Here is a 26,955-nt window from a genome sequence, read left to right on the forward strand (position 1 = left end):
ATACTGTTCAAAAAGCTGCTGACAACAGGATGCGATCAAGGCTGCCATGAACTTCTCGAAACCTGTGCAATGGAAATAAAACGGAATGAGACCGTCTGGGGCGGAGAAAGATTGGATGAAATGAAAAACTCTGGAATGAGCGAAACCATGCGCTCCCTGACACGGAAAAGCGTCTGTGCGCTGCTGAGTCTGCTGCTGTTGCTGTCAGCCGTGCTCCCTGTGAAGGCTGTCGCAGAAACCGCCCCAATAAAGATCATCCGCGTCGGCTCGTTTGAGGACACCTTCAACTATTGCAACGAGAAGGGCGCAAGAAAGGGCTACGGCTACGAATTACTGCAGACCTTATCCGGCTATACAGGCTGGCAGTTCGAATATGTGACCTGCGACTGGTCAGACTGCTTCGAAAAGCTCAAAAACGACGAAATCGACATCATGGGCGGTATTTCTTATACGGAGGATCGCGCTGAGGAAATGCTGTTTTCGGACGAGCCGATGGGGGAAGAAAAATATTACCTCTACGTCGATCTTTCGCGTGCAGACATCTCCGCCTCCAACTTCAAAACGCTGAACGGCAAAAAGGTCGGTGTTCTGATGGGAACGGAACCGGAAGTGATGCTGACCGAATGGGAGGAAAAATACGGCATAAAAACGCAGCACGTCAACATCTCCAACAACGAGGATGTGAAGCAAAAGCTGGCAAACCACGAGATCGACTGCTTTGTTTCGCTGGAAGAATCCTTATGGGCAGAGCTTGGCATCTCGACCATAACCCGCGTGGGAAAATCCAGCATCTACTATGTGCTCAACAAAGACCGTTCTGATCTCAAGGAAGAACTGGACAATGCGATGCGCGCGTTGGACGAAGCGGCTCCTTTTTATACGGCGGATCTGTGTAAAAAGTATTTCTCGCTGGATTATAAGCCCATCCTTACGGGAGAGGAAAAGGCGTGGCTCAGAAAGCACGGTGCGATCCGAATGGGCTTTCTGACGAGTGATCGCGGCGTCAGCACCTATGACCCTGCCACCGGGGAGATTACCGGGACAATCACGGATTATATTCAGTTTGCAACAGATTGTCTGGGCAATCAGGAGCTGGAATTCCATCTGGTCGGCTATGACGACAAAGAGGCGGAACTCAATGCGCTGAAATCAGGCGAGATCGACATGGTCTTCCATTTCGACCAGAGTCCCAATCTGGCTGAAGAATATCGCGTTGCCTGCACCAACACAACGTGGACCTCCAATATGATGGCGGTCACGAACAAACAGCTCTTTATCGAAAACGAAGTGAACCGCGTTGCCGTTCCCCAAAACAAGATTTCCCTAACAAGGTACATTGCGTTTTATTATCCGCAGTGGGAAATCGTGGACTGCGATACACAGGAGGATGCGATAAAACTGGTCAAGGACGGACAGGCAGACTGTTTTGTCACCGGGATCAGCAGTGAGGGAAATTACAGTAAGAAATACGGCTTTTACAGCGTTCCGCTGCCTAACCCTGCCAATTCCTGCTTTGCGGTCAATAGCGGAAACCGCAGCCTGCTGTCCATCCTGAACAAAACGATCAAGGCAATGCCAGCCAATATGCTTACCAGCTCTCTGGCGATGTATAAGAGCTCCTCGCGGAAGGTTACCCTGATCGATTTTATAAAGGATAACTTCTTTATGGTTCTGCTGGTCAGCAGCATTGCGGTTGCAGTTGTTCTGCTCACGATTTTGAAGCTGCTCCAGAAGGCGCGTAAAGCCGAAGCTGCTGCAAGAAAAGCCGCAAACGATACGCAGGAACTGAATGCAAAATTGCAGGTCGCTGTGGAAAACGCGGAGAGTGCGAACCGCGCCAAATCCACCTTCCTGTTCAATATGTCGCATGATATCCGCACGCCCATGAACGCCATTATCGGCTATGCAGACCTTGCCTCCCGGCATCTGGACGACCCTGCAAAGCTGGAAAAATACATGGAGAACATTCAGGTGTGCGGACAGAACCTGCTGATGCTGCTGAACAACGTTCTGGATCTTGCCCGGATCGAGAATGACAAGACGGAGATGGAGTATTCTGTTTCGGATGTCGATAAGGATTTCCGTAATTGCGTTGCGATGTTCCAGAATCAGGCAGACAGCAAGGGGCAGACGCTTACGGTGACAGCACATCTGCTGTATCCGTATGTCTATGCGGATATTCCGCACCTGACCGAGGTCTGTACAAACCTTGTCAGCAACGCGGTCAAATACACGGGAGCCGGCGGCACGATCCACTGCGATGTCACGCAGAAGCCCGGCAAAAAAGAGGGCTGGTGCGATATGGTGGTCACGGTTGCCGATAACGGCATCGGAATGTCGCAGGAGTTCCAGAAGCATATCTTTGAACCCTTTGAACGGGAACGCACTTCCACCGTCAGCAAGGTGGAGGGCAGCGGCATTGGAATGGGCATTGTGAAAAAACTGGTTGAGCTGATGAGCGGCACCGTGGAAGTGGAGAGCAAGATCGGTGTTGGCTCCAAGTTTACTGTGACCATTCCCTGCCGCATTGCGTCCGGGGATGAAACACAGGCGAAACGAGAAACAAACCCTTCGGATCAAAAGTGCCTGTGCGGTACAAGGATCCTGCTGACCGAGGACAACGACCTCAATGCGGAGATCGCCGTCGAACTGCTGCGGGAAGAGGGCTGCACGGTAGACCGCGCCAAAGACGGTGTGGAATGTGTGGATATGCTGGAAAAGGCTGCGAACGGAACGTATCAGATGATCCTTATGGATATCCAGATGCCTGTGATGAACGGCTACGATGCGGCAAAGAAGATACGGAGGATGGATGACCCCCAAAAGGCGGGCATCCCTATCATCGCCATGACGGCAAATGCTTTTTCCGAAGATAAACAGGCAGCATTGGATGTCGGAATGAACGATCATATCGCAAAGCCGATCAATATGAATATCCTTGTGCCGACCATCCAGAAATACCTTTGATGTGGACAGAAAGTTTTGCATAAGAACCTCCGCAGGCCGTAATGCACCCGCTAAACGAATACCGCCGAGGAACTTTTCCAGTTGGAAGATGTCCTCAGCGGTATTTTCAGTTTATATATGTGGCACAGGCAGATGGAAAGCTCTGCGGCTATTGCAGAGAGGATTTCTGCAACACCAAAAACGGACGGATGATCGTGGAGCTGTATCTGGGCAAACAGGGACATCACATTTTGAGGAATCTTGTATTAAACAGGGCAGCAGCCCTTAAAAAGAGTGACAGCGTTTCAGATTGAAATGCTTTCACTCTTTTTTGTTGTCTGAATCACAGATAAAATAGCCGCTTCATCTTGAAAACAGCGTAAAGATTTATTATAATAAGATAAATGGTTGTGTCTTATACAAAGGAGGGCTGAAGTATGGTAGCACAGCGCACCTATCTGGCAATCGACCTGAAAAGTTTCTATGCCTCGGTAGAGTGCGTAGACCGCCATCTGGACCCCCTGACCACCAATCTGGTGGTGGCGGACGCCTCCCGCACCGAAAAGACCATCTGCCTTGCTGTATCGCCCTCCCTGAAAGCCTACAAGATACCCGGCAGAGCGCGGCTGTTTGAAGCTGTCCAGCGGGTGAAAGAGGTCAACGCCCAGCGGCTGCAGACTGCCATCCGGCAGAAAAAGGCAGTTCGGGGAGAGGATGGCAAGTACCACTTTGCCAGCACCTCTTTCGATGCCAACGCCCTGAACGCAGACCCGGCGCTGGGCTTGAGCTACATCGTTGCACCGCCCCGGATGCAGCGGTATCTGGACGTGTCCACCCAAATCTACAAAACTTACCTCAAATATGTGTCCCCGGCAGACATCTACCCCTACTCCATCGACGAGGTTTTTATTGATGTGACGGGCTATCTGCCCTATTACCACATGAGTGCCCATGAACTTGCCATGACCATGGTGCGGGAGGTGCTGTACAACACCGGCATCACCGCAACGGCAGGCATCGGCACCAACCTCTACCTTGCAAAGCTGGCCATGGACATCGTAGCCAAGCACATCCCGGCGGACAAGGATGGTGTCCGCATTGCGGAGCTGGACGAGCAGTCCTATCGGTATCTGCTGTGGAGCCACCGCCCCTTGACGGATTTCTGGATGACAGGTCCCGGCACAGTGAAAAAGCTGGAAGCACACGGCATTTATACGATGGGGGACTTGGCACGGTTTTCTATCCACGGAGAAGATCGACTGTATGAGATTTTCGGCGTAGATGCAGAAATCCTTATTGACCACGCATGGGGCTGCGAGCCCTGCGGCATAGAGCAAATCAAAAGCTACAAGCCCAGCACCAACAGCATCAGCGAGGGGCAGGTGCTGACCTGCCCTTACCCCAACGATAAGGCAAAGCTCATTGTCCGGGAAATGGCGGAAATCTTGATGTTCCGGCTCACCGAAAAAAAGCTGGTGACGGAATCCATCACCTTGGAAGTAGGCTACGACCGGGAGAACGTGGACAAGGGCGGCTATCGTGGTCTGACCCAGACCGACCGCTACGGCAGAGTTATCCCAAAGGCGGCACACGGCACTGTCCGGTTTGATGTCCCCACCAATCTGGGCAGCACCCTCATCAACGAAAGCGCAAAGCTGTTTGAGCGCATCACCGACCCGGCGCTGACGGTGCGGCGCATTACCATCAACGCCAATAAGGTCACGCCGGACGAGGGCATCTATCAGGTGGACTTTTTCACCGACACCAAGAAGCTGGAAAAGGAGAAAAAGCTCCAGCAAGCCATGCTGGGCATCAAGAACAAGTACGGCAAAAACGCTGTGCTGAAAGCCAGCAGCTACGAGGAGGGTGCCACCATGCGCCAGCGCAATGCGCAGATCGGCGGTCACAGCGCAGGAGGTTCGGATGAAAAACTACAAAAATAGCAAAATTGGGCGGGAGACCGCCCAAAAGTACGGGGACATCATAGAGATGGAACGCCCCCGGACGGAAGAATCCCTTCGCAAGCACCCTCGCATGACCCTTCAGAACCGTGCCAAAATCTTTTCGCCCTTCTCTCCACTGCGGGGCTATGACGAACAGCTTGCCGCAGAAAAGCAGCGCACCGAGCGGGTACCCAAGCGCATTCTGACCGAGGAAGAAATGTCGGCTCTGTCCGATCGTCTGATACAGGTCACCAAGGGCATGACCATCACAGTGCGGTACTTCAAGGAGGATACCGCCCACCCGGAGGTTCCCGCAGTGGGCAACTACATCACCCTGACCGGAAAAGCGGACCGCATCGATCCGGTGTTCCGCACCCTGCAGGTGGGAGACACCGTGGTGCCCTTTGAAAATCTGGTGAAACTCGGCGGGGAGGGTATCATGGACATTGATGCGTATCTGGGCATCGGAGAAGAATGAGATGAGAGAAAATGCTGAAAGGGATATTTATGGGACAGCTCTTTCAGTAAAATGACTTCAGATGAAGCAAAACGCACATAAAGCGGCCCCGGAGAGCTGCGATAAGCCCTCCGGGGCCATTTTTGTGTTCCGACATCTTTCCGACAGTGGGAAAGCGTGGTAGAATAGGAGCAAAGCTGATATATGATCAACAGGAGGGGAAAATCAAGATGGAAACGGTCTATATCGCAGGCGGATGCCTTTGGGGCGTACAGCATTTTTTTGACACAGTGCCTGGTGTACAGATGACGGAAGCCGGCAGAGCCAACGGAACAACGAGTTCTCTGGATGGCCCATACGATGGATATGCAGAATGCGTAAAAGTGGTCTATGATGAGAAAAACACAAGCATTTCAGAACTGATGGCACACCTGTTTGAGATCATCGACCCCTACAGCCTGAACAAACAGGGCGTGGACGTTGGAAAAAAGTACCGGACAGGGCTGTACAGTACAGATCCCAGACATCTGGAAGAAGCAAGAGCTTTTATAAACGGCCGAGAGGACCGGGACAAGATCATGCTGGAAGTGCTGCCGCTGACAAATTATGTCCGGAGCGCTGAGGAGCATCAGCACCATCTGGAACGGCACCCTGAAGACTGCAGTTACTGCCATATCCCGGATGCTGTCCTGAACAGATACAGAAATCAGTAAATATGCGATCCTACCATTGCAGTAACACCAATGGAAAGTATCAGGAGCAGGAGAGTGCTCCGCTGGTGCGGGAATTTCTGGCGGATACCGGCATGACGGCGGCGCAGATCGACCGGGTGGCCTATCTGGTGGGGCATCACTGATGGTTCTGGATGTGGCGCTTGGCTGAGAGAGCGAAGCGGCTTCTCAATGGTAAAATAACGGAAAACACCCCTGTGAGCTTTTTTAAACTCACAGGGGTGTTTTTAGGCGTTGGGGTCGGTCAGCACAAAGGTCAGCTCGGCGGTGGCGGCGCACTTGCCGTCCACCCACGCCGAGGCTTTGCCCACGCCCACCGGGCCGTGCTGCTCTACCAGTTCACAGTGCAGGGTGAGCACATCGCCGGGGGTGACCTGCTTGCGGAAGCGGGCATTCTTGATGCCGCCGAAGAGGGCCAGTTTGCCCTTGTTCTCCGGCAGGCTGAGCGCCGCAACGGCACCGGTCTGGGCCAGTGCTTCCAGAATGAGCACTCCCGGCATCACCGGCTGGCCGGGAAAATGTCCGCAGAAAAATTCCTCATTGCGGCTCACGCACTTGCGGCCGATGGCCCACTGGCCCGGCTCGTAGTCCAGAATGCGGTCCACAAGGGCAAAGGGATAGCGGTGCGGCAGAAGCGCCGCGATCTCCTCGCTGTTCAGGGCGTTTGCGTCTGCACGCACGGTGCGGGGTTCTGCCATGGGTCAGCCCTCCCATCTGCGCAGGGCGATGCAGGCGTTGTGCCCGCCAAAGCCCAGACTGTTGCTCAGTGCGTAGGTCATGGCCTGCGCACGGCCAGTGTTCGGCACATAGTCCAGATCACATTCGGGATCGGGCTGCTCATAGTGGATGGTGGGCGGCGCAAACTGGTCATGCAGGGCCAGCGCTGTAAATACGGCTTCGATGCCGCCCGCACCGCCCAGCAGATGGCCGGTCATGCTCTTGGTGCTCACCACAGTCAGCTGCTTTGCGTGTTCGCCGAACACCGCATGGATGGCGGCGGTCTCGCAGGCATCGTTCATGTGGGTGCCGGTGCCGTGGGCGTTGATGTGATCCACCTGCTCCGGTGCGATGCCTGCATCCGCCAGCGTCAGCGCCATGCAGTCGATGGCACCTGCGCCGCCGGGGGCGGGGGCGGTGAAGTGGTAGGCATCGCAGTTGGCACCGTAGCCCACCACCTCGGCGTAGATGTGCGCACCGCGGGCACGGGCGTGCTCCAGCTCTTCCAGCACCAGCACACCGCTGCCTTCGCCCATCACGAAGCCGCCGCGCCGCGCGTCAAAGGGCAGGCTGGCTGCATCCGGATCGGTCGCGGTGGAAAGCGCTTTCATGCTGGTAAAGCCGCCGATGCCCAGAGGGCTGATGCAGCTCTCTGCACCGCCGCAGACCATGGCGGTCTCGTAGCCGTCACGGATGCGGTGGAAGGCATCGCCTACGGCATTGGTGCCGCCGGCGCAGGCCGTCACCGGGCAGGTGCACATGCCCTTCAGACCAAAGCGGATGGCCACCTGTGCCGCCGCCATGTTTGCAATGGACATGGGCACGAAATAGGGACTTACCTTTTCCATGCCCTTCTCTTCACCACGGGTGTGCTGCTCCTCAATGGTGGGCAGACCGCCGATGCCGCTGGAAAGGATGACACCGATCTGCTTGGCTTCCGCTTCGGTGTCCAGACCGCTGTCTGCAACCGCTTCGGCGGCGGCAGCAAGGGCCAGAACGGTAAAGCGGGCCATCTTGCGGGCTTCCTTTTTGTCCACGATGGTTTCCGGGTCAAAGCCCTTCACCTCGCCTGCCAGCTTGCATTTAAAATCGGTGGTATCGAACTGGGTAATGGGGCCGATGCCGCATTTGCCCGCTTTGGCAGCGGCCCAGCTGTCGGCGGTGTTGTTGCCCAGCGGGTTCACGGTGCCAAGGCCGGTGATCACGACTCTGCGTTTTTCCATGAGAGTTTTCTCCTTTTATATTGCCATGCCGCCGTCTGCACAGAGCACCTGCCCGGTGAGATAGCTGCTTTGTTCTGCGGCAAAAAATGCCACTGCATTTGCCACATCCTCCGGCTTTCCTGCGCGGCCTGCGGGGATGCCCTTTGCCATTTCGGCACGGACGGCTTCCGGCAGGGCGGCGGTCATGTCGGTCTCGATAAAGCCCGGCGCGACCGCATTCACGGTCACATTGCGGCTTGCCAGCTCGCGGGCAAGGCTTTTGGTCAGGCCAATCAGGCCCGCCTTGCTGGCGGCGTAATTGGTCTGGCCGGCGTTGCCCCGCAGGGCCACCACACTGGAAAGGTTCACGATGCGGCCCCAGCGCTGGCGCACCATGCGGCGGGCGGCCTCCTTGCAGCAGAGGAACGCACCCTTAAGGTTTGCGTTCAGCACTGCATCGAAGTCCTCTTCGCTCATGCGCAGGATCAGATTATCGCGGGTAATGCCCGCGTTGTTCACAAGGATATCCACCCGGCCAAAGGCGTTCACCGCCTGTTCAAAGAGCGCTTTGCAGCCCTCGGCAGTGGAAACATCGGCCTGCACAGCCACGGCATTTGCGTTTTCGGCCTTGCACAGAGCCACCGTCTCGGCAGCTGCAGCTTCGCCGTGGCAGTAATTCACCACGACATTGCAGCCCTGCTTTGCAAGCTGAATGCACACAGCCCGGCCAATGCCCCGGCTTCCGCCAGTAACAACGGCGGTGCGGATGATCGTTTCTTCGCTCATAGCTCTTCCTTCCATGCTGTCAGTGCGGCGTTCAGCTGCTCCGGGGTCTCCACCGAAGCGCAGACCACGCCGGGCAGGGTCTTTTTCACAAAGCCAGCCAGAGCACTGCCCGGGCCGACTTCCAGAATATGGTCTACGCCCAGCTCACCGAGGCGGCGGAGCGTATCTTCCATGTAAACGCTGCTCTGCACCTGCTTCACCAGCAGCGCCGGGATGTTGTCGACGTCAGCCTTTTCACGGCCAAGGCAGTTGAACAGCACCGGCACCTGCATCTCGCCAAAGGGCTCAGACGCAAAACGCTTTGCCAGTGCATCCCCGGCGGGGGCCATGAGGCGGGTGTGGAACGGGCCGCTCACCTTGAGCGGGATGCAGCGGCGGGCACCGGCTTCTTTGGCCAGTGCGGCGGCTTTGTCCACAGCGGCTTTCTCGCCGCCGATGACCAGCTGGCCCGGGCAGTTGTAGTTGCAGATCTGCACACAGCCGAGCTGTGCAGCCTGCTCACAGCAGGCTGCAAGTGCCTGCCGGTCAAGGTTCAGCACGGCGGTCATGCCGCAGTCGATGCCCTTTGCAGCTTCGGCCATGGCTTTGCCGCGGTAAGCGGCCAGCTCGATGGCCTGCTTTGCGGTGAACACCCCGGCAGCTTCCAGCGCGGAGTATTCGCCCAGCGAAAGCCCGGCCACATAAGCGGGTTTCACGCCCTGCTGGGTCAGCACTGCGGTCACGCCGCAGGCAAAGGCCACCATGCAGGGCTGGGTGTATTCGGTCTGATTCAAAAGGCCGTCGGGGTCCTCAAAGCAGACGCGGTGCAGGTCGAAGTCCAGCTCTGCACTGTCAAATGCCGCCCGGAACGCGGGAGAGCCTTCGTAAAATTCTTTGCCCATGCCGGGGTGCTGTGCCCCCTGACCGGCATATAAAACGGCAAGCTTCATTGATTTTGCCTCCATTCGGTCACAAGTTCATCCATCAGCTCCTGTACCGTGCGCATCCGGTCCAGCCTGCCCACGTTGGCCCCGCAGAAGAACAGGCCCTCCTCCACATTGCCCTTTACGGCTTCGATGAGCGCGTGGGTGATGCAGTAGGGCACCTTGGCAGGGTCGCAGGTCTTCAGGCAGCGGGCACAGTGCCGGGGAGGGAAGCGGGTCCCCTCTGCCAGCGCCTGCACCAGCGGGGTGTTCAGTGCACGGCCCGGCATTCCCACCGGGCTGTGGATGATCCGTACATCCTCGGGCCGGGCGTTCAGCAGAACGTCCTTGTAGCCCTGGGATGCGTCGCACTCGTAGGTGATGATAAAGCGGGTAGCAAGCTGTACGCCCGCAGCGCCCATTGCGGTAAAGTGGGCCATATCGGCACCGGTATACACGCCGCCTGCCACAAACACGGGGATGCTGTGGCCAAACTGTGCTTCAAAGGGCTTTACCTCGGCCAGCACTTCGGGCAGAATGTCGTCGAGGGTCTGGCATTTGCCTGCCAGCAGGTCATCTTCGGCAAAGCCGAGGTGTCCGCCTGCCTTGCAGCCTTCGATCACCACAAAATCAGCGGTGCGGCCAAACTCTTTGGCCCAGCGGCGCAGGATGAGCTTTGCGGCTCTTCCGCTGGAAACGATGGGCGCGATGGCAACATCCGTTGTGTTTACGATGCCGGGCAGCTCCAACGGCAGGCCCGCGCCGGACACCACCGCGTCCACGCCCGCTTCCACAGCGGTGCGGATCGCGGCCGCATAATCCTGCGTTGCCACCATGGCGTTGATGGCTACCATGCCCGCTCCCTTTGCGATCTGCTTTGCTTTTTTAATTTCCGCTGTCAGTGCACGGTGGTTGGCGCTTGCCGGGTCGCGGGCAAAGTCCGGCTCCCGGTAGCCTGCGTCGGCGGTGGAGATGCACCCCATGCCGCCGCAGGCTGCAACAGCACCGGCCAGCCCGCCGAGGGAAACGCCCACACCCATGCCGCCCTGTAGGATGGGCACAGACAGGGTCTTTCTGCCGAGGGTCAGCATTCGGTGCTCAGCGCGGCAATGCGCTGCCTCCCGCCGTTCCACAGGTCTGCAAGAATATCTGCCACCGGGCGCACCTCGTGCAGCATGCCTGCCACCTGACCGGCCATCAGGCTTCCGGTGGTGGTGTCGCCCTCAAACACGGCGCGGCGCAGGCTGCCAAGGGTGTACTTTTCCAGCTCCATCTTGTCGGCACCGGCGTTTTCCTGCCGGACATATTCGCGGCTCATGCGGTTTTTCAGCACTCGCACCGGCGCACCCACGCTTCGGCCGGTCACGATGGTATCGCTGTCCTTGGCCTTGAGCAGGGCGGCTTTGTAATTTTCATGGATGGGGCACTCCTCGCTCACCAGCAGGCAGGTGCCTACCTGCACGCCGCAGGCGCCCAGAGCCAGAGCTGCTGCCAGCTGGCGGCCATCGGCGATGCCGCCTGCCGCAATGACCGGAATGCTGACGGCATCCACCACCTGCGGCACCAGTGCCATGGTGGTCATTTCGCCCACATGGCCGCCGCTCTCGGTGCCTTCGGCGATGACGGCATCGATGCCCAGCGGCTCCAGATGCTTTGCCAGCACAGCGGCGGCGACAACCGGGATCACCTTGATGCCTGCCGCTTTCCACGCGGGGATATATTTGCCTGGGTTGCCTGCACCGGTGGTCACAACGGGCACGCCCTCTTCCACCACGATCTTGGCAAACTCATCTGCCTGCGGATGCATGAGCATGATGTTCACGCCAAAAGGCTTGTCGGTCAGCTCTTTGCAGCGGCGGATGTTCTGGCGCAGGGTGTCGGCATTCATGCCGCCCGCACCGATGATGCCCAGCGCACCCGCGTTGGAGCAGGCGGCGGCAAACTCGCCGGTGGCAATGTTGGCCATACCGCCCTGAATGATGGGGTATTTTGTGCCTAAAATTTCATTTAAAAGTTTCATAGTTTTATCCTATCGGTAAGCGTCCCCGCCCTCTCAGTCTCGCTCTGCTCGACAGCTCTCCCAAGGGGAGAGCCCTTGGCAGTACGGTAAACTTTTCGGTTTTGCCAAAGGCTCCCACTTTTGGGGAGCTGTCACCGAAGGTGACTGAGAGGGCGAGCCCGTTTGCCGAACATGATTTTTACTCTTTGTATTGAAAAATTGCGCCGCCCCATGTCAGGCCGCCGCCAAAGCCGATGCAGGCCAGAAGCTGGCCCGGCTGCAGCTGCCCGTTCTCGGCAAGCTCGTTCAGGGCTACCGGGATGCTGGCGGCGCTGGTGTTGCCGTGGCGGTCCATGTTCTTGTAGAACTTTGCCGGGTCAGCCTTCAGCGCCCGCACGCAGTGGTCGATGATGCGGCTGTTGGCCTGATGGCAGACCACCCACTCGAGATCATCAAGGGTCAGCTGTGTTTCATCCAGCACAGTGTGCAGGCACTTGGGCAGGGCATCCACTGCAAAGCGGAATACGGCCTTGCCGTCCATGGTGATGGGCGCAGAACCTGTGCGGTTCGGCCCGCCCGCATGGAGAACATCGCTGCCGCGCGCGCCCAGCGCCAGAGCAAAGGGAGTGTCCGACAGCTGAAAAATGGCAGCACCGGCTCCATCCCCAAACAGTACACAGGTGGAGCGGTCGGCGGGGTCCATCAGGCGGGAAAGGGCTTCGCACCCAATGACGAGGGCATACTGTCCACCCAAAGTTGTCAGCAGTCCCCGCGCCACGGCTATGCCGTAGAGGAAGCCGGAACAGGCCGCGTTGACATCCAGCGCAGGCCGGTCCTCGGGAAGGCCCAGCGCCGCCTGCACCTGACAGGCTACACTGGGGGTCGCGTCTGGGGCGGACAGGGTGGCACAGATGCAGCACCCGATCTGCGCAGGGGCAAGGCCGCTGCGGGCCAAAGCCTGCTTTGCGGCGGAAATGGCCAGCGTGGCGGCAGATTCATCCTCCGTGCACCAGTGCCGGGTGCGGATGCCGGTGCGGCTGGTGATCCACTCGTCGCTGGTATCCACCATGCGGCTCAGATCTTCGTTGGTGACCGTCCAGCCGGGGATGGCCCCGCCGGTGGCGATCAGCTGTAAACCACTCATGCGTTCCTCGTTTCTCCGATCTGGCGGTATTTTTTATAGCGCTGGTCGGCCAGCTGGCGGTCGCTCATGCGGCACAGCTCTTTCAGGTGCACCCGCAAAGCAGCATCCAACTGTTCAAACAAGGCTGCGTGGCTGCGCTGTGCGCCGCCCAACGGTTCCGGGATCACCTGCTCCACGATGCCATCGCTGTACAGATCTTGCGCGGTCAGCTTCATCATCTCGCAGGCTTCGCCGCTGCGGGAAGCATCCTTCCACAGAATGCTGGCAAAGCCCTCGGGGCTGAGCACCGAGTAAACGGCATTTTCCAGCATGAGGATGTGGTTTGCCACACCCAGTGCCAGCGCACCGCCGGAAGAGCCTTCGCCGGTGACAACGGCAATGACCGGCACGGTCAGGCCGCTCATTTCCATCAGGTTGCGTGCAATGGCTTCGCCCTGACCGCGCTCCTCGGCATCCTTGCCGGGATAAGCGCCCGGCGTGTCAATGAAGGTGATGATGGGCCGGCCAAACTTTTCGGCCTGCTTCATCAGGCGCAGGGCCTTGCGGTAGCCCTCCGGCCCCGGCATACCAAAGTTACAGGCCAGATTTTCTTCCAGTGTGCTGCCCTTGCGGTGGCCGATGACCGTCACCGGCAATCCGTGAAAACGGGCGATGCCGCCCAGAATGGCAGGGTCTTCCTTGCACTGACGGTCGCCGCGCTGCTCAAAGAAGTCGGTGAACAGGGCAGAAACGGTCTCATCAATGTGGGGGCGCTCCGGGTGCCGGGCCAGAAACACCCGATCCTCGGCGGTCAGCGGGCCGCAGGTGCGCAGGATCTCGTCCTCTTCCACAGCCAGCTCTGCCAGCTCGGAGGCATGGGCCATAATGGCATCCATCTCGTTGCCGCTGCCTTTCAGCGCGGCGATCTGGGCATCCAGCGGAGCCAGCTGCTCTAAAATTTCCTTGATCATTCGTGTTTTCCTCCTGCATGGAGCTGCAAGACCTGAATCAGGGTATCCCGCAGCTGGCTGCGGGGCACCACCTGATCCACAAAGCCGTGCTCCATCTGGAACTCGCTGCGCTGGAATCCGGCAGGCAGCTTTTCGCCAATGGTCTGCTCAATGACCCGCGGACCTGCAAAGCCGATCAGCGCGCCAGGCTCTGCCAGCATGATGTCGCCAAGGCTTGCAAAGCTGGCCGTCACACCGCCGGTGGTGGGGTGGGTGAGCACACTGATGTACAACCCGCCCTTTGCCGAAAAGCGCTGGATGGCGGCACTGGTCTTTGCCATCTGCATCAGGCTGAAAATGCCCTCCTGCATCCGCGCGCCGCCGCTGGCCGAAAAAATAACCAGCGGCAGGTGCTTTGCGGCGGCGTACTCGATGGCGCGGGTGATCTTGTCGCCCACGGCAGTGCTCATGCTGCCCATGAAAAAGCGGCTGTCCAGCACGGCAGCCACGCAGGCTACCCCGCCAATGCGGCCGGTGGCCGTTACAGCGGCTTCGCGCAGGCCGGTCTTGTTCTGGGCGGCGGAAAGCTTTTCACGGTAGCCCGGAAAATGCAGCACATCCTGCGGAGCAAGGTCGGCATCCAGTTCCCGGAAGCTGCCGTGGTCCAGCACCAGACTGAGCCGGTAGTACCCGCCAATGGGCATGTGGTAGCCGCAGTTGGGGCAGACGTAAAGGCTTTTTGCCCACAGGGTGCGTGCGGCGCGGCGGCCGCACTGCTTGCACTCCACAAACTGCTGCTCGTGCCAGACGGCACCGGCATCCCGCTTGGCCTTCAGCTGGAAGGTGCGCTCCCGCATTCGGCCGGGAAAAAGATCTCGGATATCGTTCATTGCTTTTTGCCTCAGATATGTGCGGTGATGTAGTTGTAGATATCGCCCACGGTCTTGAGCTTTGCCAGCTCTTCGTCCGGGATGGACACACCGCAGGCATCTTCCAGAGCCATGTTCAGCTCCACGGCATCCAGACTGTCGGCCTCCAGATCCTCGGTCAGGCTGGCCTCCATGGTCACTTTGGCCTCGTCGCAGTTCAGGGTATCAACAACGATCTTCTTCATTTCTTCAAACGTCATGGTAGTAGTCTCCTTTGATTTGTTTTAAATATCTAAATTTTTTGAAGCTTCTTGCGAACACGACCATTATAGCCGAATCGTTGGATAAGTCAAGAATAATAGTTAAAATATTTTATCTTTTACAATTCTGACACAGTTTTCTTCCTTTTATATATTGTCCTCTTTTACGCCGGTGTGCAGTGTGGTATACTTGACCCAGCAGTCTGAGAACAGTGTTTCCCTGTGAGGGAAAGGAGCCTTCCGATGATTACGATTTCAGAGCGCAGAGAGCATGAATCTGCAAAAAGTTTTGTTCTGCGGGTATTGATCGATAATATTATCAACACCCGTCTGGAGCCGGGTGAAAAACTGAACGAGCCGGAATTGTGCGAACAGCTGGGGGTGAGCCGCACCCCCTTCCGGGAAGCAGAGCTGGAGCTGGCGCAGCGGCGGCTCATTGAGATCCGTCCCAAGATCGGCACCTATGTTTCTCTCATCGATGCAGAGCTGGTGGAAGAAGTGCGCCATCTGCGCGCTGTGCTGGAAGCAGAGATCGCCCGCATGGCGTGCGAAAAGCTGACCCCGGCGGATATCGACCAGCTGTGGGAGAACGTGGCGCTCTGGCGCATGTACATTGAGCGTGCACAGGAAGAAAAGATCTTTGAGCTGGATAAGGGGTTTCACCGGCTGCTTTATGTGCAGTGCGGCTGCCCATACTGGTACGATCTGGTGGAAAATCTGGCTCCACATTTTGACCGCACCACCATCCTCAGCTTCCGCTGCAGGCCCGCAAAAACGATCTACAAAGATCACGTCAGCCTGCTGAAAGCCATTGAACAGAAGGATGCGGCGGCAGCACACCGCATTGCCGGGCAGCATATGCAGCGCTACACGGAGAACCTTTCTGCGATCCGGGAAGCATTCCCACACTATTTCAAAGCCTGAAACAACCGTATCACGTTCAGAAATGCCGTATCTATGCCAAAAGATGCGGCATATTTTTGTGCAGTTTTTTGCCGGGAACGGCTTGACAGAGATCATGAAATGTTATATATTTTAGTCAATGAAATATATAACATAAAGGCCGGATCTCCAAATCAGAAAGAAAGGTGGATACCATGAAAAAACAATACGATGTGGTCATCATCGGTGCGGGTGTCGTGGGCAGCGCCATTGCACGCGAACTTTCGCGCTACAAATTGAGCATTGCAGTGCTGGAAAAAAATCTGGATGTCTGCAACGAGACCAGTGGCCGCAACTCTGCGGTGGTGCACGGCGGCTTTGCCAACCCCATTGGCAGCCTGAAAGCGAAGTGCTGCGTAGAAGGCAACCGCATCATGGATCAGCTGGCCGAAGAGCTGAACTTCCCGTTCAAGCGCTGCGGCAAGGTGCTGGTGGGCAACACCCTCGAGGACATGGAGCAGCTGGAGCGCACCATGAAGCAGGGCGCTGTCAACGGCTGCACCGGCCTTGAGATGATCGATGAAGCAAAGCTGCACGAGCTGGTGCCAGCCGTGGTGGGCAAGTTTGCCATGTGGTCCAAAAACAGCGGCATCATGGACCCGTTCCTGTACACGGTGGCACTGGCCGAGAACGCACACGCCAACGGCGTGGACTTCTTCTTTGACCACAAGGTAGAGGCTATCACCCGGGAAAATGAGCTGTACTACCTGCACACCGCTCACGGCGATTTCTGCACCCGCTGGGTGGTCAACGCCGCTGGTCTGGGCGCAAAGCAGATCTCCGACCTGCTGGGCCTGACCGGCTACCGTGTCATCGGCTCCCGCAGCAACTACATCATCCTGCATAAGCGCATGGGCAAGCTGCTGCCCATGCCGGTGTACCCGGTGCCCAGCAACACCTATATGGGCATCCACATCACCCCCACCGTGGACGGCAACGTGACTGTTGGCCCGGACGCGGAGAACACCGATGTGCTGGACGACTACGGTGTGCCGCAGGCCAACATGGACAGTCTGGCCGTGGAGGGCGCAAAGCTGTGGCCCCACATCTTTAAAAAGGATCAGATCCGCACCTTCGCCGGCATCCAGCCCAAGTGGGTGGATGAAAACGGTGCCATTCAGGACTGGAAGGTGGAGATCCGGGACGACGTGGCTCCCAATGCCGTCAACCTTGTGGGCATTGAATCCCCGGGCCTGACCGGCAGCGTGCCGCTGGCCCGCTACGTCATCGGTCTGATGCAGGAGCGCGAAAAGTTTGAGGAAAACCCAGACTTTGACCCGCACCACAAGGGCATCGTCAAGTTTGCCGAGTGCACGCCGGAACAGCAGGCAGAGCTCATCGCGCAGGACCCCGATTACGGCGAGATGATCTGCAGCTGTGAGGAAGTGACCAAGGCCGAGATCCTGCAGGCCATCCATAACCCGCTGGGCGTTTCCACCATGACCGGCATCAAGTACCGCACCCGCGCCATGATGGGTGGCTGTCAGGGCGGCTTCTGCCAGATGAAGATCGAACACTTCATTGAGCAGGAGCTGGGCACCGAGCCGGAGGATGTGCGTTACAGCCGTCAGGGTTCATGGCTACTCACCGGCAATATGCGAAAGGAGGAGAACTGAGCGATGGAACAGAAGGACGTTGTGATTATCGGCGGCGGCCCTGCAGGTCTTGCCGCAGCGGTGGAGCTGCACAAGCAGGGCATCCGCAACATGATCATTCTGGAGCGCGAGGCGATGCTGGGCGGCATCCTGCGCCAGTGCATCCATGACGGTTTCGGTCTGGGCCGCTTCGGCGAGAGCCTGTCCGGCCCGGAATATGCACAGGCGTTCATTGATGAAGTGAACAAGCGTGAGATCCCTTACGAGACCAGCGCCACGGTGCTGAGCCTGACGGCGGATCGTGTCGTCACCGCCTCCACCCGCAGCGGCCTGCGCCAGTATCAGGCAAAGGCTGTGGTGCTCGCCATGGGCTGCAAGGAGCGCAGCCGCGGTGCACTGGGCATTCCCGGCGAGCGTCCGGCGGGCGTGTTCACCGCAGGCACCGCGCAGGCTTACATGAACCTCTACAACCGGATGCCCGGCAAGGAGGTCGTCATCCTCGGCTCCGGCGATATCGGCATGATCATGGCACGCCGCATGACGCTGGAAGGCGCTCATGTGCAGGCAGTGTTCGAGCTGATGCCTTACCCCTCCGGCCTGCCGCGCAACATCGTGCAGTGTCTGGACGACTACAATATCCCGCTCTATCTCAGCCACACCGTCACCGAGATCCATGGCCGCGACCGTCTGACCGGCGTGACCATCTCCGAGGTGGATGCAAACCGTCGGCCTATCCCCGGCACCGAGAAGGAGTACAAGTGTGATACGCTGATCCTCTCCGTGGGCCTGATCCCGGAGAACAAGCTGCTGGAGGATGCCGGCATCGCCATTGACCCCCACACCAACGGCGCTGTGGTGGACGAGAACCTGCAGACCAACGTGCCCGGCGTGTTCTCTGCCGGCAATGTGCTGCATGTGCATGATCTGGTGGACTTTGTTTCCATGGAGTCCGAGGCACTGGCACGCCACGCTGCCGCCTACGTTGAGGGCAAGGGCATCGACCCCTGCACGCTGGACGTGAAGTGCGGCGAGGGCGTGGGCCACACCATTCCGCAGAAGGTCAGCGGCAAGAACGACTTCAGCCTGTCGCTGCGCGTGCGGAACCACTACCGTGACTGCCGCATCGTGGTGCGCCAGAACGGTGTGGAAGTTGCTGCCAAGAAGATGAAGAAAGCTATTCCTGCGGAGATGATCCAGTTCAAGGTCTCTGCTGCCAAGCTGCAGGAAACGGGCGCACTGGAGGTGTCGGTGGAATGAAAAAGCAATTTACCTGTATCGTCTGCCCCAACGGCTGCGAGATCGAAGCCGAAGTTGAAAATGGTCAGGTGGTCTCGGTCACCGGTCACACCTGCCCCCGCGGCGAACAGTATGTCCGTCAGGAGTTGACTGCGCCCCGCCGCACCATCGCCAGCTCGGTGCTGGTCAAGGGCGGCGAGCTGCCTGTCACCAGCGTCCGCCTGACCAAGGCCGTCCCCAAGGATATGATCTTTCCGGTGATGGACGAGATTCGCAAGGTGGTTCTGACCGCCCCCGTCAAGGCAGGCACCATCGTGCTGCACAACGTCTGCGGGCTGGACAGTGACGTGATGGTCACCAAGAATGTGGATGCCTGCTGACCGGCTGAAATTAGGAGAGATAAAAAACAGAAGGAGAAGTTCTGCAAAAAAACGGACCGAAGAAGCCTTTATGCACATGATAAAACTTGGAGTGTGCTCAAGGTCAAGAGGAAGATGATTTCTTTCCCGGCAGGACTGTGCTATACTGGAAAAAAGATCTCCGGGTGCAGCGCAAAAGCTGCTGCAGGGAAGCTGAAACTTACAGAAATGAGGAACACACACGGCAATGGCACAGCACGAACGCGGCACGGCATATTATCATCTTCCGGGACTGTTTGAATTTTATGAACTGTACCGTGTGTTTCTGCCGCTGTTCCGTGAACACAGGGAATATTTTTACGACTGGTGCGAGATCGGTTCGGTCTACGGTGCACCAGCCGACTGCATCTGGGGCGGGGGCCGCGCTGGCTTTGGAGATGCACAGCCGCATCGGGTGCTTGCACTGATGCAGGAATATGGCATATCGGCCCGGCTCACCTTCAGCAATTCGCTGCTCCGGGAAGAGCACCTTGCAGACTGGAAATGCAATGCCCTCTGTGCGCTGTTTGAAAAAGAAAACCGTGTGCAGAATGGTGTCATCGTCCATTCGGACCTGCTGCTGGACTACCTGAAAAGGCAGTATCCGGGCCTTTATTTCGTGTCCTCCACAACAAAAGTCCTTACAGATTTTCAGCAGCTCCGCAGAGAAACGGAACGGGAAGAGTTCCGCTATGTTGTGCCGGATTTCCGCCTGAACAAGTCGTTTGCAGAGCTGGATACCCTGTCGCAGGACCAGAAGGACAAGGTGGAATTTCTGTGCAACGAATGCTGCTGGTACGGCTGCCGGGACAGAAAGCACTGCTACGAGAATGTCAGCCGCAAAAATCTGGGCGAGGACTGCCCGGACCACCGCTGCACAGCGCCGGGCGCACAGCAGGGCTATCGTTTTTCAAAGGCAATGGAAAACCCCGGCTTCATCGGGGCCGGGGATATCCGCAAAATTTATCTGCCCGGCGGCTTTTCCAACTTCAAGATCGAGGGGCGGGGACTGGGCAGCGCGTTGATACTGGAATTTCTGCTTTACTACATGACAAAGCCTGAGTATCAGCTGCGCGTCCGGGAAGAAATTTATCTGGACAACATGCTGGATCTGTTCTGATGGCCCTGAGCCGCGTTCATATTTGCTACCGTGATGCATCCTGCCGCCTTCGGGCGGCTTTTGTTTTACCCTGTTTCAGGAAGCAATAAAAATAGGTATGGAGATAAATCAAACTTCTGTATCTCGCATTCCAGCGGTATTTTGAAACAGTTTATCAAGGAAGTGCGTGTCGGACGCGACTATAATATCGAGATCGTTCTCAATGTGCCGCTGGACGAGTTCGAGGAGTTTAAGCGTCACGCAGCATCGGCTGGACGGGGCAAAAAACAGAAAAATAAGTCGCAAAATCCTCAAAAAGTTGGGCGTTGTACATCAAATGCCGGAATCGCCGTTTTAGACAAAACAGCAGGTGAAACTATAAGCATTGTGCCTAAAAATGCTGCACACGTAATTTTGCGCTGTCAAGACGAATGATGCACGATTTTGCAAAGATTGGCAAAAAGAAACGCCGCATCGTACAAAACGATGCGGCAAATTGGTGGACCTAGAGGGATTCGAACCCTTGACCTCTCGGATGCGAACCGAACGCTCTCCCAGCAATATCGCTTTTGTGCACATCTTATGCACTGCGAGAAAAGAAAAATCAACGTATATTCGTCTATATAAAATGCTCCGCCATCCAAACGACCTTTCTCGCTCGCAAGTATGGTCTCCAAGCCGCGGATTTTCGAGATGATGCAGTTTGGGGCGTAATATGGTTGGCGGACAAGTGAGCTACAGGCCCTTGAGATGTAACTCACATGGGGTTCAGATGTATCGCATCCCAATTCACAATAAAATACGATATACCGTAAAAGCGCAACTTCAACTTTGAATGAATGGAAGCTGCGCTTTTTACATTTGACAACAAGTTGTAGATTGACAATAGGACTCATACACGATAAACTTTATATAGTATCCTGTAAATCAGAAGGAGGCCAAACCATGAGCGCCAAGCACACCACCCCTGCCCAGCACAAAAGCAACCTCCGCAATGTGTACGGCACCTTCGCCATCGAGGGCATGACCATCAGCAAAGATACGCGCAGCAACCTTGACCGCATTGGCAGCGGTCAGGTCAGCTATCAGCAGGTTGTGAATGAACTGCGCGCAAAGTACGCGAAGAAGGGCTAAGCAGACTCCCCATTGATAAATAGGTGGAAAAATGTAGGAGATTAAATATGCCAAGTGCATTTGATTGGAACCGTGAGCTTTCATGGATAAAAGAATATCGATTCCCGCTAGACCAAGGCAACCAAACAGTTTATGAGTGCTTGAAGAATTGGATGGATGATTACAATAGGCGCATTATGACAACTACTTTTATGATCTCTGAAGAAAAAGAACAAATTAAGTTTTTTTCTGATAGACTGATGCAAGCATATGAGCTTTATGTTGATAACCGCTACATCGAAGCTTTCAACATCTTCAATCAGGCTATGGATAGTGTGAAGAATCATCTGCCGACTGCTCCAGTTGGACGGGCAAGTGCATATGTGGCTGATTCTATTCCATATTATCGGATTATGGCTGGAAATAATAAATATAACCGACTTCAATTCCTGCACATTCCATGCAATTCAAGACAATTGGCATCTGCGAATCGATTTAGTGTTCCCGGAATGCCATGTAGTTATATGGCAAGTGCTAAACGAGTAGCATGGTATGAGTGTAAAATGCCTGATTCATTTCAATGGGCAAAATTCGAGGCCGTTAAGCATGACAAAAAATTGATTCAATTAGATCTCAACCCTTTAACATCGACGCTTAGTCTTATTTCTGAACTTCCAAAAGAACGTTGGACGGAAGATGAACGCAAGTCTTTTGCCAGAGGATATTGTTTTATCCTTCCACTGATTGCTTCTTGTTCAGTCATTGCAAAAGAAAAGGAAAAATCGTTTGTTGAAGCTTATATTATTCCCCAAATGCTTATGATTTGGGTAAAAAACAGTACAGATTACATCGGTGTGCGGTATTATTCAAGTTCTGATAATGAGTTGGTACGAAACGATTGTGGATATAATATTGCCATGCCCGCAAAACATCCTGACAAAAACGGATATTGTGTTGACCTTCAAGAAATTTTTGGAGTTAACGATACAAACAAAACCGATGAAATGGAATTCTTGGATTTCACGGAGAAATTTTACAACCACCATAAGGTACAAATAGACAGACTAGAAACTTTTTACAAAGAAATTCTCTACACACGGCAGCATACGCATTATCATAAACAAGGAACCTTGTATGAACGCTACTGCTCGGTTTGCAAAGTATTAATTGCACTAATAAAAGCATTTCGGTCAGAAAAAGGTTCCAGCAGATATGCTTTAGTAATGTCACTTTCTGAAGCTTGGTATCTTTGTATGGATATTCAAGAATTAACAAGAGCAAAATTCGAGAAAATCAAAAAAGAAAATATTCCGGGCGCAGATTCTCTCCCCGATGATACAATTATCGAAATTGAGAATGATATTGATTCTTTTGAAAACACTGTTATAGACTTAGCCCATGACTTTAATTTGTTTGTAACAGTTGGTATAACGTGAAGTGTTACATGTGAACTAGATGCAGTATATCAAGAAAGGCTGATTATGTTCTCAAAATATGATGTCTACACCACGGTGCAGTCCATGTATTGCTACCCCGATACGGATGTTTTGATCAACAAGCTGGACATCCGTGATAAAGCCGAACTCAAACAGGCCGAAGAAGAATTTACGGCAGTAAAACAGATGGCTCTGTTGCAGGAGCCAATCAAGGGACGTTTTACCAAAACTCACCTGTTTCGGATTCACCGTTTCCTTTTTGAAGATGTGTACCCCTTTGCAGGACATATCCGCAAGGAACAGATCAGCAAGGGTGACACGATGTTCTACCCTCCAGACCTGATTGACCGAGAATTGGAGCGCGTGTTCAAGAATATTCACTCCAAAAAGCTGCTTGCCGAGCGTAATGAAGAAAAGCAGATTCAAAATCTGTCGCAGACGATGGCGGAACTGAACATCATCCATCCTTTCCGTGAGGGAAATGGCCGCAGCACCCGTGAATTGATTCGCTGCATGGCATTAGAATATGGTCTGCACATCAACTGGGGCAATACTGACCGAGAAACTTTGATTAACGCTGCAATTGCTGCCGTAGATAATGATATGGCATTCTGCGATGTCCTACGGCAGTGCATCGAAACAGATGCCAATAAAACCTGACATATAAACCAAAAGAGCAGCTTCTACTCTAACGAAATAGACGCTACTCTTTTTGATTATAGAGTGGATGGTAAATATATCGGATTGATTTTTTAGCTCTTGGGCACAAGATGACTGATATTATTTGTACAATAAATCAACGCGTGAATAGCATTCCAGTCTATTTTATCAAAAAATCTATCTTTTTCCATATACTCGGTTATCTCGTCCAAAAAACTATCAATCCATGAATAATAGACATCCATCTTTTTTCTCATAAATAAAGATGTCAGCTTAAATTTAACGGAAATTTCTACATTAAATTTATAATCGTGTAAGGAAGTATAATGCTGACTTGCAGACCTTAGATAATATTTGTAGAAATCATGAGGAAGTGCTGTGCTAAATCCAGAAAACAAACTTGTTAATGACAATGTAAGGATCGGCGTATCGATTATAATTTCGTTCTTGTTTTTTCTGGTTATTTTGCTATTTTCAGGAAGTGTTAAATCAAATTTATGATAATAAGCCCCTGAAGAATTTAATACACAGACAGTGCTACAATCATCATTTTCATCATTAAAATTATTGGACAAACACATAAAACTTTCCCTGTTTATCATGTCTTCAGAGAAAAGCCGCAGAAAGCGGTTGGTTAATAAAACCTGCGGAATATCAGTTTTTTGGAACTCTTGCACCTTTAATTTGCCATCGAACTTATTATAATAGTCTGTTAGGTGTAAAGAAAGTTTTTCAATTAGACAATACTCCAATAATTCAGTAAGTAATGTTCCACTTTGAGTTAACGTGTTCAATAGGTTTTGGTCGATCTTTCCTCTGAAATTTCTAAATTGGCTTATGTTGTCTTCTTTCCACAATTTCTCAAGTGCTTTGTTTTCGGACGATGCCCACTGTTGGTACTGAGCCATATCAGTAGAAATCGTATACTCTGGTACGCTGATAATCTTATGGTTGATTTCATCATAGATAATAAAGCCTTCGAATTTTTTTGTTTGATTAAGTCTTCTGAAGTTTGTCCATGCGTTCCATGCTAAAACTCCAAGAGACAAAAATATTCCGATTGTGATAAGGATGACTTCCTTTATTTGGAACCCGAATCGTAATCCCAACAAATCAACTATACCTGTTGAGAGCATATTGACTCCAACTGCAACAAGTACAGATGTCATTATAAGACCAGAGCTTTCTCTTTTATTGTCGATAAGAGATGAGAAAATCTTGTTCTTTGCCATGAAAAATTCCCCTCTATACAGTAATTTCCCCTATTATAACATTTTTTGATAAGAAATCCATCCCTTTACAGAACGTATCTGAAAGTAACAGCCTCGCAGAAGGAATATGATGGTTTGATACACAAACTAGCAGCAAAGCGCAACTTCTACTCTGAATGGATAGAAGCTGCGCTTTTATTTTTACCCACAAAACATTTCAAAAGGAGGATGCCTATGGATAAAGACTTTATGCTGAACTACTATGACAAAATGGTACGTCCGACATGGACGGAGCTGATGAAGACACCTCGCTATCAGCGAGCTGCCTGCGAGCGTGACAAAATTGAACGTGAGTTCCGGCGGCTGTTGGATGAAAAGCTGGGGCGGAAATATCTTGAACTGGACGATGCACTGTTCCGGGTGATGGATGACATCGCAGAAGCCATGTATATGAAAGGTGCCGCAGACCGTGAGCTGATGATCCGTTAATGCCATGAGTTACGACTACTTCTATGGTCAGTCGGGCGAATTGTTTTCCTACTTCCGTATTCCGAAAGCACTGTTCCAAGACCACCGCTTCCGGCAGCTTTCCACGGATGCCCGGACACTGTACGGCATCCTGCTGGACCGCATGAGCCTGTCCGTAAAAAATGGCTGGCTGGACGAGCAAGGGCGGGTGTATATCATTTACACCGTCCGGGAAGTGCAGGAATCCCTTTGCTGCGCCGAACACAAGGCGGTCAAGCTATTCCGGGAACTGGAGGACATCGACCTCATCGAGCGCAAACGCCGTGGTCTGGGCAGACCCAGCCTGATCTACGTCAAGGACTTTTCCTCCGGCTTGCCAAAAGCGCAAGTACAGAATTGCCCAAACAGCAATTCTGGTGCTGCCGAAAGCGCAATTCTGGTGCAGCCAAAACCGCAAGCAAATAAGACTGATAAGAATAAAACTGAGTGGAACGATCCTGACCCTATCTATTCCGGGGGCATCCGGGAGCAGCTTGAGGATTATTTTTATCAGTCTTTGGAGGTAGACCTTCTGCTCCGGCTCTGCCCGGACGAGGAGGATACCATCTATCAGATCGTAGACCTACTTGTGGACACCTGTTCCACCAAACGCAAGATGTTGCGGATTGCCGGAGATGACAAGCCTGCCGAGGTGGTACGCAGCCGGCTGAAAAAGCTGAACGCTGACCACATCCGTTTCGTGCTGGATTCGCTGGCAGAAAATACTGCCCCGGTGCGGAACATGAAGCAGTATCTGCTGGCGATGCTCTACAATGCGCCCACCACCATGAACCTCTACTATCAGAACAAGACGAACCACGACTTTGCGCGTGGTTCACCGAAGGCGGGGTGATGTTATCGCAAAGAAAGCTACGATTATCGCAGTCACCAATCAAAAAGGCGGTGTGGGGAAAAGCACAACCTGTGAGAACTTAGGCATTGGACTGGCAATGGAGGGCAAAAAAGTTCTGTTGGTGGATACCGACCCGCAGGGGTCGCTGACCATCAGCATGGGCTGGCAGCAGCCCGATGAACTGCCTACCACCCTTTCCACCCTGATGCAGAAAGCCATGAACGACCAGCCCATCCAGCCCGGTGAAGGCATCCTGCACCATGCGGAGGGCGTTGACCTGCTCCCTGCCAACATCGAACTGGCAGGGCTGGAAGTGGCTCTGGTGAACAGCATGAACCGGGAAAAGATGCTGAAACAGGTGTTGGAGGGGACTAAGCGGGAGTACGATTATATCCTGCTGGACTGTATGCCCTCGCTGGGGATGCTTACCATCAACGCACTGGCAGCGGCAGACGCTGCCCTGATTCCCGTGCAGGCGCAGTATCTTTCCGCAAAAGGTCTGGAACAGCTTTTGCAGACCGTCCAAAAGGTTCGACGGCAGATCAATCCGAAACTGAAAATCGAGGGTATTCTGCTGACTATGACCGACAACCGCACCAACTACGGAAAGCAAATCAGCAGTCTGATCCGGCAGGCATACGGAAAGCACCTGAAGGTGTTTGAGCAGACCATCCCTCGCTCCGTCCGTGCTGCGGAAATCAGTGCCGTGGGCAAGAGCATGTTCAACATGGACGGTGCCAGCAAGTTTCACTTCGACTGGAAAGACCTCGTAAAAAGTGGGCTTTCGGTGAAAGATGCTATTGCGCCTACCGCCTTTGCCTTCAAGAACAGCCGCACCTTCCAGATGGGCGGCATTTTTTGCGCCGCCAGCTTTCTGAGCATCACGGCATCCGACATCAGCGACCAGCTTTTGAAGGATTTTCTGGACATGGATTCCAGCCAGATCGTCACCATGCACATCCAGTCTGTTGACCAGAACCGTGCCATCAAGACGGTGAAGCGCACCATCACGGAACTGGA

27 protein-coding genes and 1 pseudogene are annotated in these 26,955 nt (G+C 54.3%); 17 read left to right on the forward strand and 11 right to left on the reverse strand.

All coding sequences use genetic code 11. The annotated features are described in order from the left end of the window. The first annotated feature begins 120 nt into the window (after positions 1 to 120). From DW937_RS12810 to DW937_RS12835, 5 genes are all read left to right on the forward strand, one after another. On the forward strand, positions 121 to 2,967 hold the full coding sequence (locus DW937_RS12810) for a transporter substrate-binding domain-containing protein (RefSeq protein ID WP_120121167.1): 2,847 nt from the start codon (positions 121 to 123) through the stop codon (positions 2,965 to 2,967). Positions 2,968 to 3,383: 416 nt separating this feature from the next. Next, positions 3,384 to 4,889, forward strand: coding sequence for a DNA methylase (locus tag DW937_RS12820; protein ID WP_120121170.1), 1,506 nt, complete (start codon positions 3,384 to 3,386; stop codon positions 4,887 to 4,889). After that, positions 4,870 to 5,367, forward strand: a complete 498-nt coding sequence (locus tag DW937_RS12825) for a hypothetical protein (protein ID WP_120121172.1) — start codon at positions 4,870 to 4,872, stop codon at positions 5,365 to 5,367. The genes DW937_RS12820 and DW937_RS12825 overlap by 20 nt, the downstream gene beginning before the upstream one ends. A gap of 209 nt (positions 5,368 to 5,576) precedes the next feature. Beyond that, positions 5,577 to 6,059 carry a peptide-methionine (S)-S-oxide reductase gene (locus tag DW937_RS12830; RefSeq protein ID WP_097774744.1) on the forward strand — a complete coding sequence of 161 codons (483 nt, stop codon included), beginning with the start codon at positions 5,577 to 5,579 and terminating at the stop codon, positions 6,057 to 6,059. A gap of 2 nt (positions 6,060 to 6,061) precedes the next feature. Further along, the gene (locus DW937_RS12835; protein ID WP_242959377.1) at positions 6,062 to 6,202 is read left to right on the forward strand and encodes a hypothetical protein; all 141 of its coding nucleotides are present in this window, start codon (positions 6,062 to 6,064) and stop codon (positions 6,200 to 6,202) included. A gap of 102 nt (positions 6,203 to 6,304) precedes the next feature. Here the strand turns inward: DW937_RS12835 and fabZ are convergent, their stop codons facing one another. The 10 genes from fabZ to acpP all read right to left on the reverse strand — a co-directional run bounded on the left by fabZ (position 6,305) and on the right by acpP (position 14,885). Further along, positions 6,305 to 6,775: a 3-hydroxyacyl-ACP dehydratase FabZ gene (gene fabZ, locus DW937_RS12840; protein WP_005939736.1), complete on the reverse strand. Its 471-nt coding sequence runs from the start codon at positions 6,773 to 6,775 to the stop codon at positions 6,305 to 6,307. 3 nt (positions 6,776 to 6,778) lie between these two features. Continuing rightward, entirely contained in the window at positions 6,779 to 8,017 is a 1,239-nt protein-coding gene (gene fabF / locus DW937_RS12845) for a beta-ketoacyl-ACP synthase II (RefSeq protein ID WP_097774745.1), read from the reverse strand. A gap of 15 nt (positions 8,018 to 8,032) precedes the next feature. Next, positions 8,033 to 8,782, reverse strand: coding sequence for a 3-oxoacyl-[acyl-carrier-protein] reductase (gene fabG, locus DW937_RS12850; RefSeq protein ID WP_120121174.1), 750 nt, complete (start codon positions 8,780 to 8,782; stop codon positions 8,033 to 8,035). Next, the gene (locus DW937_RS12855; RefSeq protein ID WP_120121176.1) at positions 8,779 to 9,711 is read right to left on the reverse strand and encodes an ACP S-malonyltransferase; all 933 of its coding nucleotides are present in this window, start codon (positions 9,709 to 9,711) and stop codon (positions 8,779 to 8,781) included. The genes fabG and DW937_RS12855 overlap by 4 nt, the downstream gene beginning before the upstream one ends. Continuing rightward, positions 9,708 to 10,775, reverse strand: a complete 1,068-nt coding sequence (locus tag DW937_RS12860) for a nitronate monooxygenase family protein (protein ID WP_120121177.1) — start codon at positions 10,773 to 10,775, stop codon at positions 9,708 to 9,710. Before DW937_RS12860 ends, DW937_RS12855 begins: the two co-directional genes overlap by 4 nt. Beyond that, a complete protein-coding gene (locus tag DW937_RS12865) occupies positions 10,769 to 11,704 on the reverse strand; it encodes a DUF561 domain-containing protein (RefSeq protein WP_097778256.1) in 936 nt (311 codons plus the stop codon). The genes DW937_RS12860 and DW937_RS12865 overlap by 7 nt, the downstream gene beginning before the upstream one ends. A gap of 178 nt (positions 11,705 to 11,882) precedes the next feature. After that, positions 11,883 to 12,827, reverse strand: coding sequence for a beta-ketoacyl-ACP synthase III (locus DW937_RS12870; protein WP_120121179.1), 945 nt, complete (start codon positions 12,825 to 12,827; stop codon positions 11,883 to 11,885). Beyond that, on the reverse strand, positions 12,824 to 13,777 hold the full coding sequence (locus tag DW937_RS12875) for an acetyl-CoA carboxylase carboxyltransferase subunit alpha (protein ID WP_120121181.1): 954 nt from the start codon (positions 13,775 to 13,777) through the stop codon (positions 12,824 to 12,826). Before DW937_RS12875 ends, DW937_RS12870 begins: the two co-directional genes overlap by 4 nt. Next, the gene (accD, locus tag DW937_RS12880; RefSeq protein WP_120121182.1) at positions 13,774 to 14,646 is read right to left on the reverse strand and encodes an acetyl-CoA carboxylase, carboxyltransferase subunit beta; all 873 of its coding nucleotides are present in this window, start codon (positions 14,644 to 14,646) and stop codon (positions 13,774 to 13,776) included. Before accD ends, DW937_RS12875 begins: the two co-directional genes overlap by 4 nt. 11 nt (positions 14,647 to 14,657) lie before the next feature. Then, positions 14,658 to 14,885: an acyl carrier protein gene (acpP, locus tag DW937_RS12885; RefSeq protein ID WP_120121184.1), complete on the reverse strand. Its 228-nt coding sequence runs from the start codon at positions 14,883 to 14,885 to the stop codon at positions 14,658 to 14,660. A gap of 243 nt (positions 14,886 to 15,128) precedes the next feature. Here acpP and DW937_RS12890 point away from each other — a divergent pair, with 243 nt between their 5' ends. The 9 genes from DW937_RS12890 to DW937_RS12930 all read left to right on the forward strand — a co-directional run bounded on the left by DW937_RS12890 (position 15,129) and on the right by DW937_RS12930 (position 23,364). Further along, positions 15,129 to 15,809: a GntR family transcriptional regulator gene (locus tag DW937_RS12890; protein ID WP_120121186.1), complete on the forward strand. Its 681-nt coding sequence runs from the start codon at positions 15,129 to 15,131 to the stop codon at positions 15,807 to 15,809. Between the two features lie 173 nt (positions 15,810 to 15,982). Further along, on the forward strand, positions 15,983 to 17,443 hold the full coding sequence (locus DW937_RS12895) for an NAD(P)/FAD-dependent oxidoreductase (RefSeq protein ID WP_120121188.1): 1,461 nt from the start codon (positions 15,983 to 15,985) through the stop codon (positions 17,441 to 17,443). Positions 17,444 to 17,446: 3 nt separating this feature from the next. Further along, positions 17,447 to 18,679 carry an FAD-dependent oxidoreductase gene (locus tag DW937_RS12900; RefSeq protein ID WP_120121190.1) on the forward strand — a complete coding sequence of 411 codons (1,233 nt, stop codon included), beginning with the start codon at positions 17,447 to 17,449 and terminating at the stop codon, positions 18,677 to 18,679. Beyond that, positions 18,676 to 19,038, forward strand: a complete 363-nt coding sequence (locus DW937_RS12905; protein ID WP_120121193.1) for a DUF1667 domain-containing protein — start codon at positions 18,676 to 18,678, stop codon at positions 19,036 to 19,038. The genes DW937_RS12900 and DW937_RS12905 overlap by 4 nt, the downstream gene beginning before the upstream one ends. A gap of 226 nt (positions 19,039 to 19,264) precedes the next feature. Continuing rightward, on the forward strand, positions 19,265 to 20,176 hold the full coding sequence (locus DW937_RS12910; RefSeq protein ID WP_120019647.1) for a hypothetical protein: 912 nt from the start codon (positions 19,265 to 19,267) through the stop codon (positions 20,174 to 20,176). Between the two features lie 141 nt (positions 20,177 to 20,317). Continuing rightward, entirely contained in the window at positions 20,318 to 20,590 is a 273-nt protein-coding gene (locus tag DW937_RS12915) for a hypothetical protein (RefSeq protein WP_187119390.1), read from the forward strand. Between the two features lie 510 nt (positions 20,591 to 21,100). Further along, positions 21,101 to 21,289 carry an antitoxin VbhA family protein gene (locus tag DW937_RS12920; RefSeq protein ID WP_120121195.1) on the forward strand — a complete coding sequence of 63 codons (189 nt, stop codon included), beginning with the start codon at positions 21,101 to 21,103 and terminating at the stop codon, positions 21,287 to 21,289. A gap of 47 nt (positions 21,290 to 21,336) precedes the next feature. Next, the gene (locus DW937_RS12925; protein ID WP_120121197.1) at positions 21,337 to 22,704 is read left to right on the forward strand and encodes a hypothetical protein; all 1,368 of its coding nucleotides are present in this window, start codon (positions 21,337 to 21,339) and stop codon (positions 22,702 to 22,704) included. Between the two features lie 45 nt (positions 22,705 to 22,749). Continuing rightward, positions 22,750 to 23,364 (forward strand): Fic family protein, encoded by a 615-nt coding sequence (locus tag DW937_RS12930; RefSeq protein WP_120121199.1) that lies wholly within the window; start codon positions 22,750 to 22,752, stop codon positions 23,362 to 23,364. A gap of 92 nt (positions 23,365 to 23,456) precedes the next feature. On the opposite strand, the gene DW937_RS12935 is transcribed toward DW937_RS12930, so the two are convergent. Then, on the reverse strand, positions 23,457 to 24,596 hold the full coding sequence (locus DW937_RS12935; RefSeq protein WP_120121201.1) for a hypothetical protein: 1,140 nt from the start codon (positions 24,594 to 24,596) through the stop codon (positions 23,457 to 23,459). Positions 24,597 to 24,809: 213 nt separating this feature from the next. Between DW937_RS12935 and DW937_RS12940 the strand changes: the two genes are divergently transcribed. From DW937_RS12940 to DW937_RS12950, 3 genes and pseudogenes are all read left to right on the forward strand, one after another. Further along, on the forward strand, positions 24,810 to 25,064 hold the full coding sequence (locus DW937_RS12940) for a hypothetical protein (RefSeq protein WP_120121204.1): 255 nt from the start codon (positions 24,810 to 24,812) through the stop codon (positions 25,062 to 25,064). 4 nt (positions 25,065 to 25,068) lie between these two features. Beyond that, positions 25,069 to 25,935 carry a DUF6017 domain-containing protein gene (locus DW937_RS12945; protein ID WP_120121206.1) on the forward strand — a complete coding sequence of 289 codons (867 nt, stop codon included), beginning with the start codon at positions 25,069 to 25,071 and terminating at the stop codon, positions 25,933 to 25,935. 4 nt (positions 25,936 to 25,939) lie between these two features. Further along, a pseudogene (locus DW937_RS12950) lies at positions 25,940 to 26,722 on the forward strand (AAA family ATPase); the annotation flags it as partial. Between the last annotated feature and the right edge of the window lie 233 nt (positions 26,723 to 26,955).

Origin of the sequence: Faecalibacterium sp. AM43-5AT (genome assembly GCF_003603345.1) — a bacterium.
Taxonomy (GTDB): domain Bacteria; phylum Bacillota; class Clostridia; order Oscillospirales; family Ruminococcaceae; genus Faecalibacterium; species Faecalibacterium taiwanense.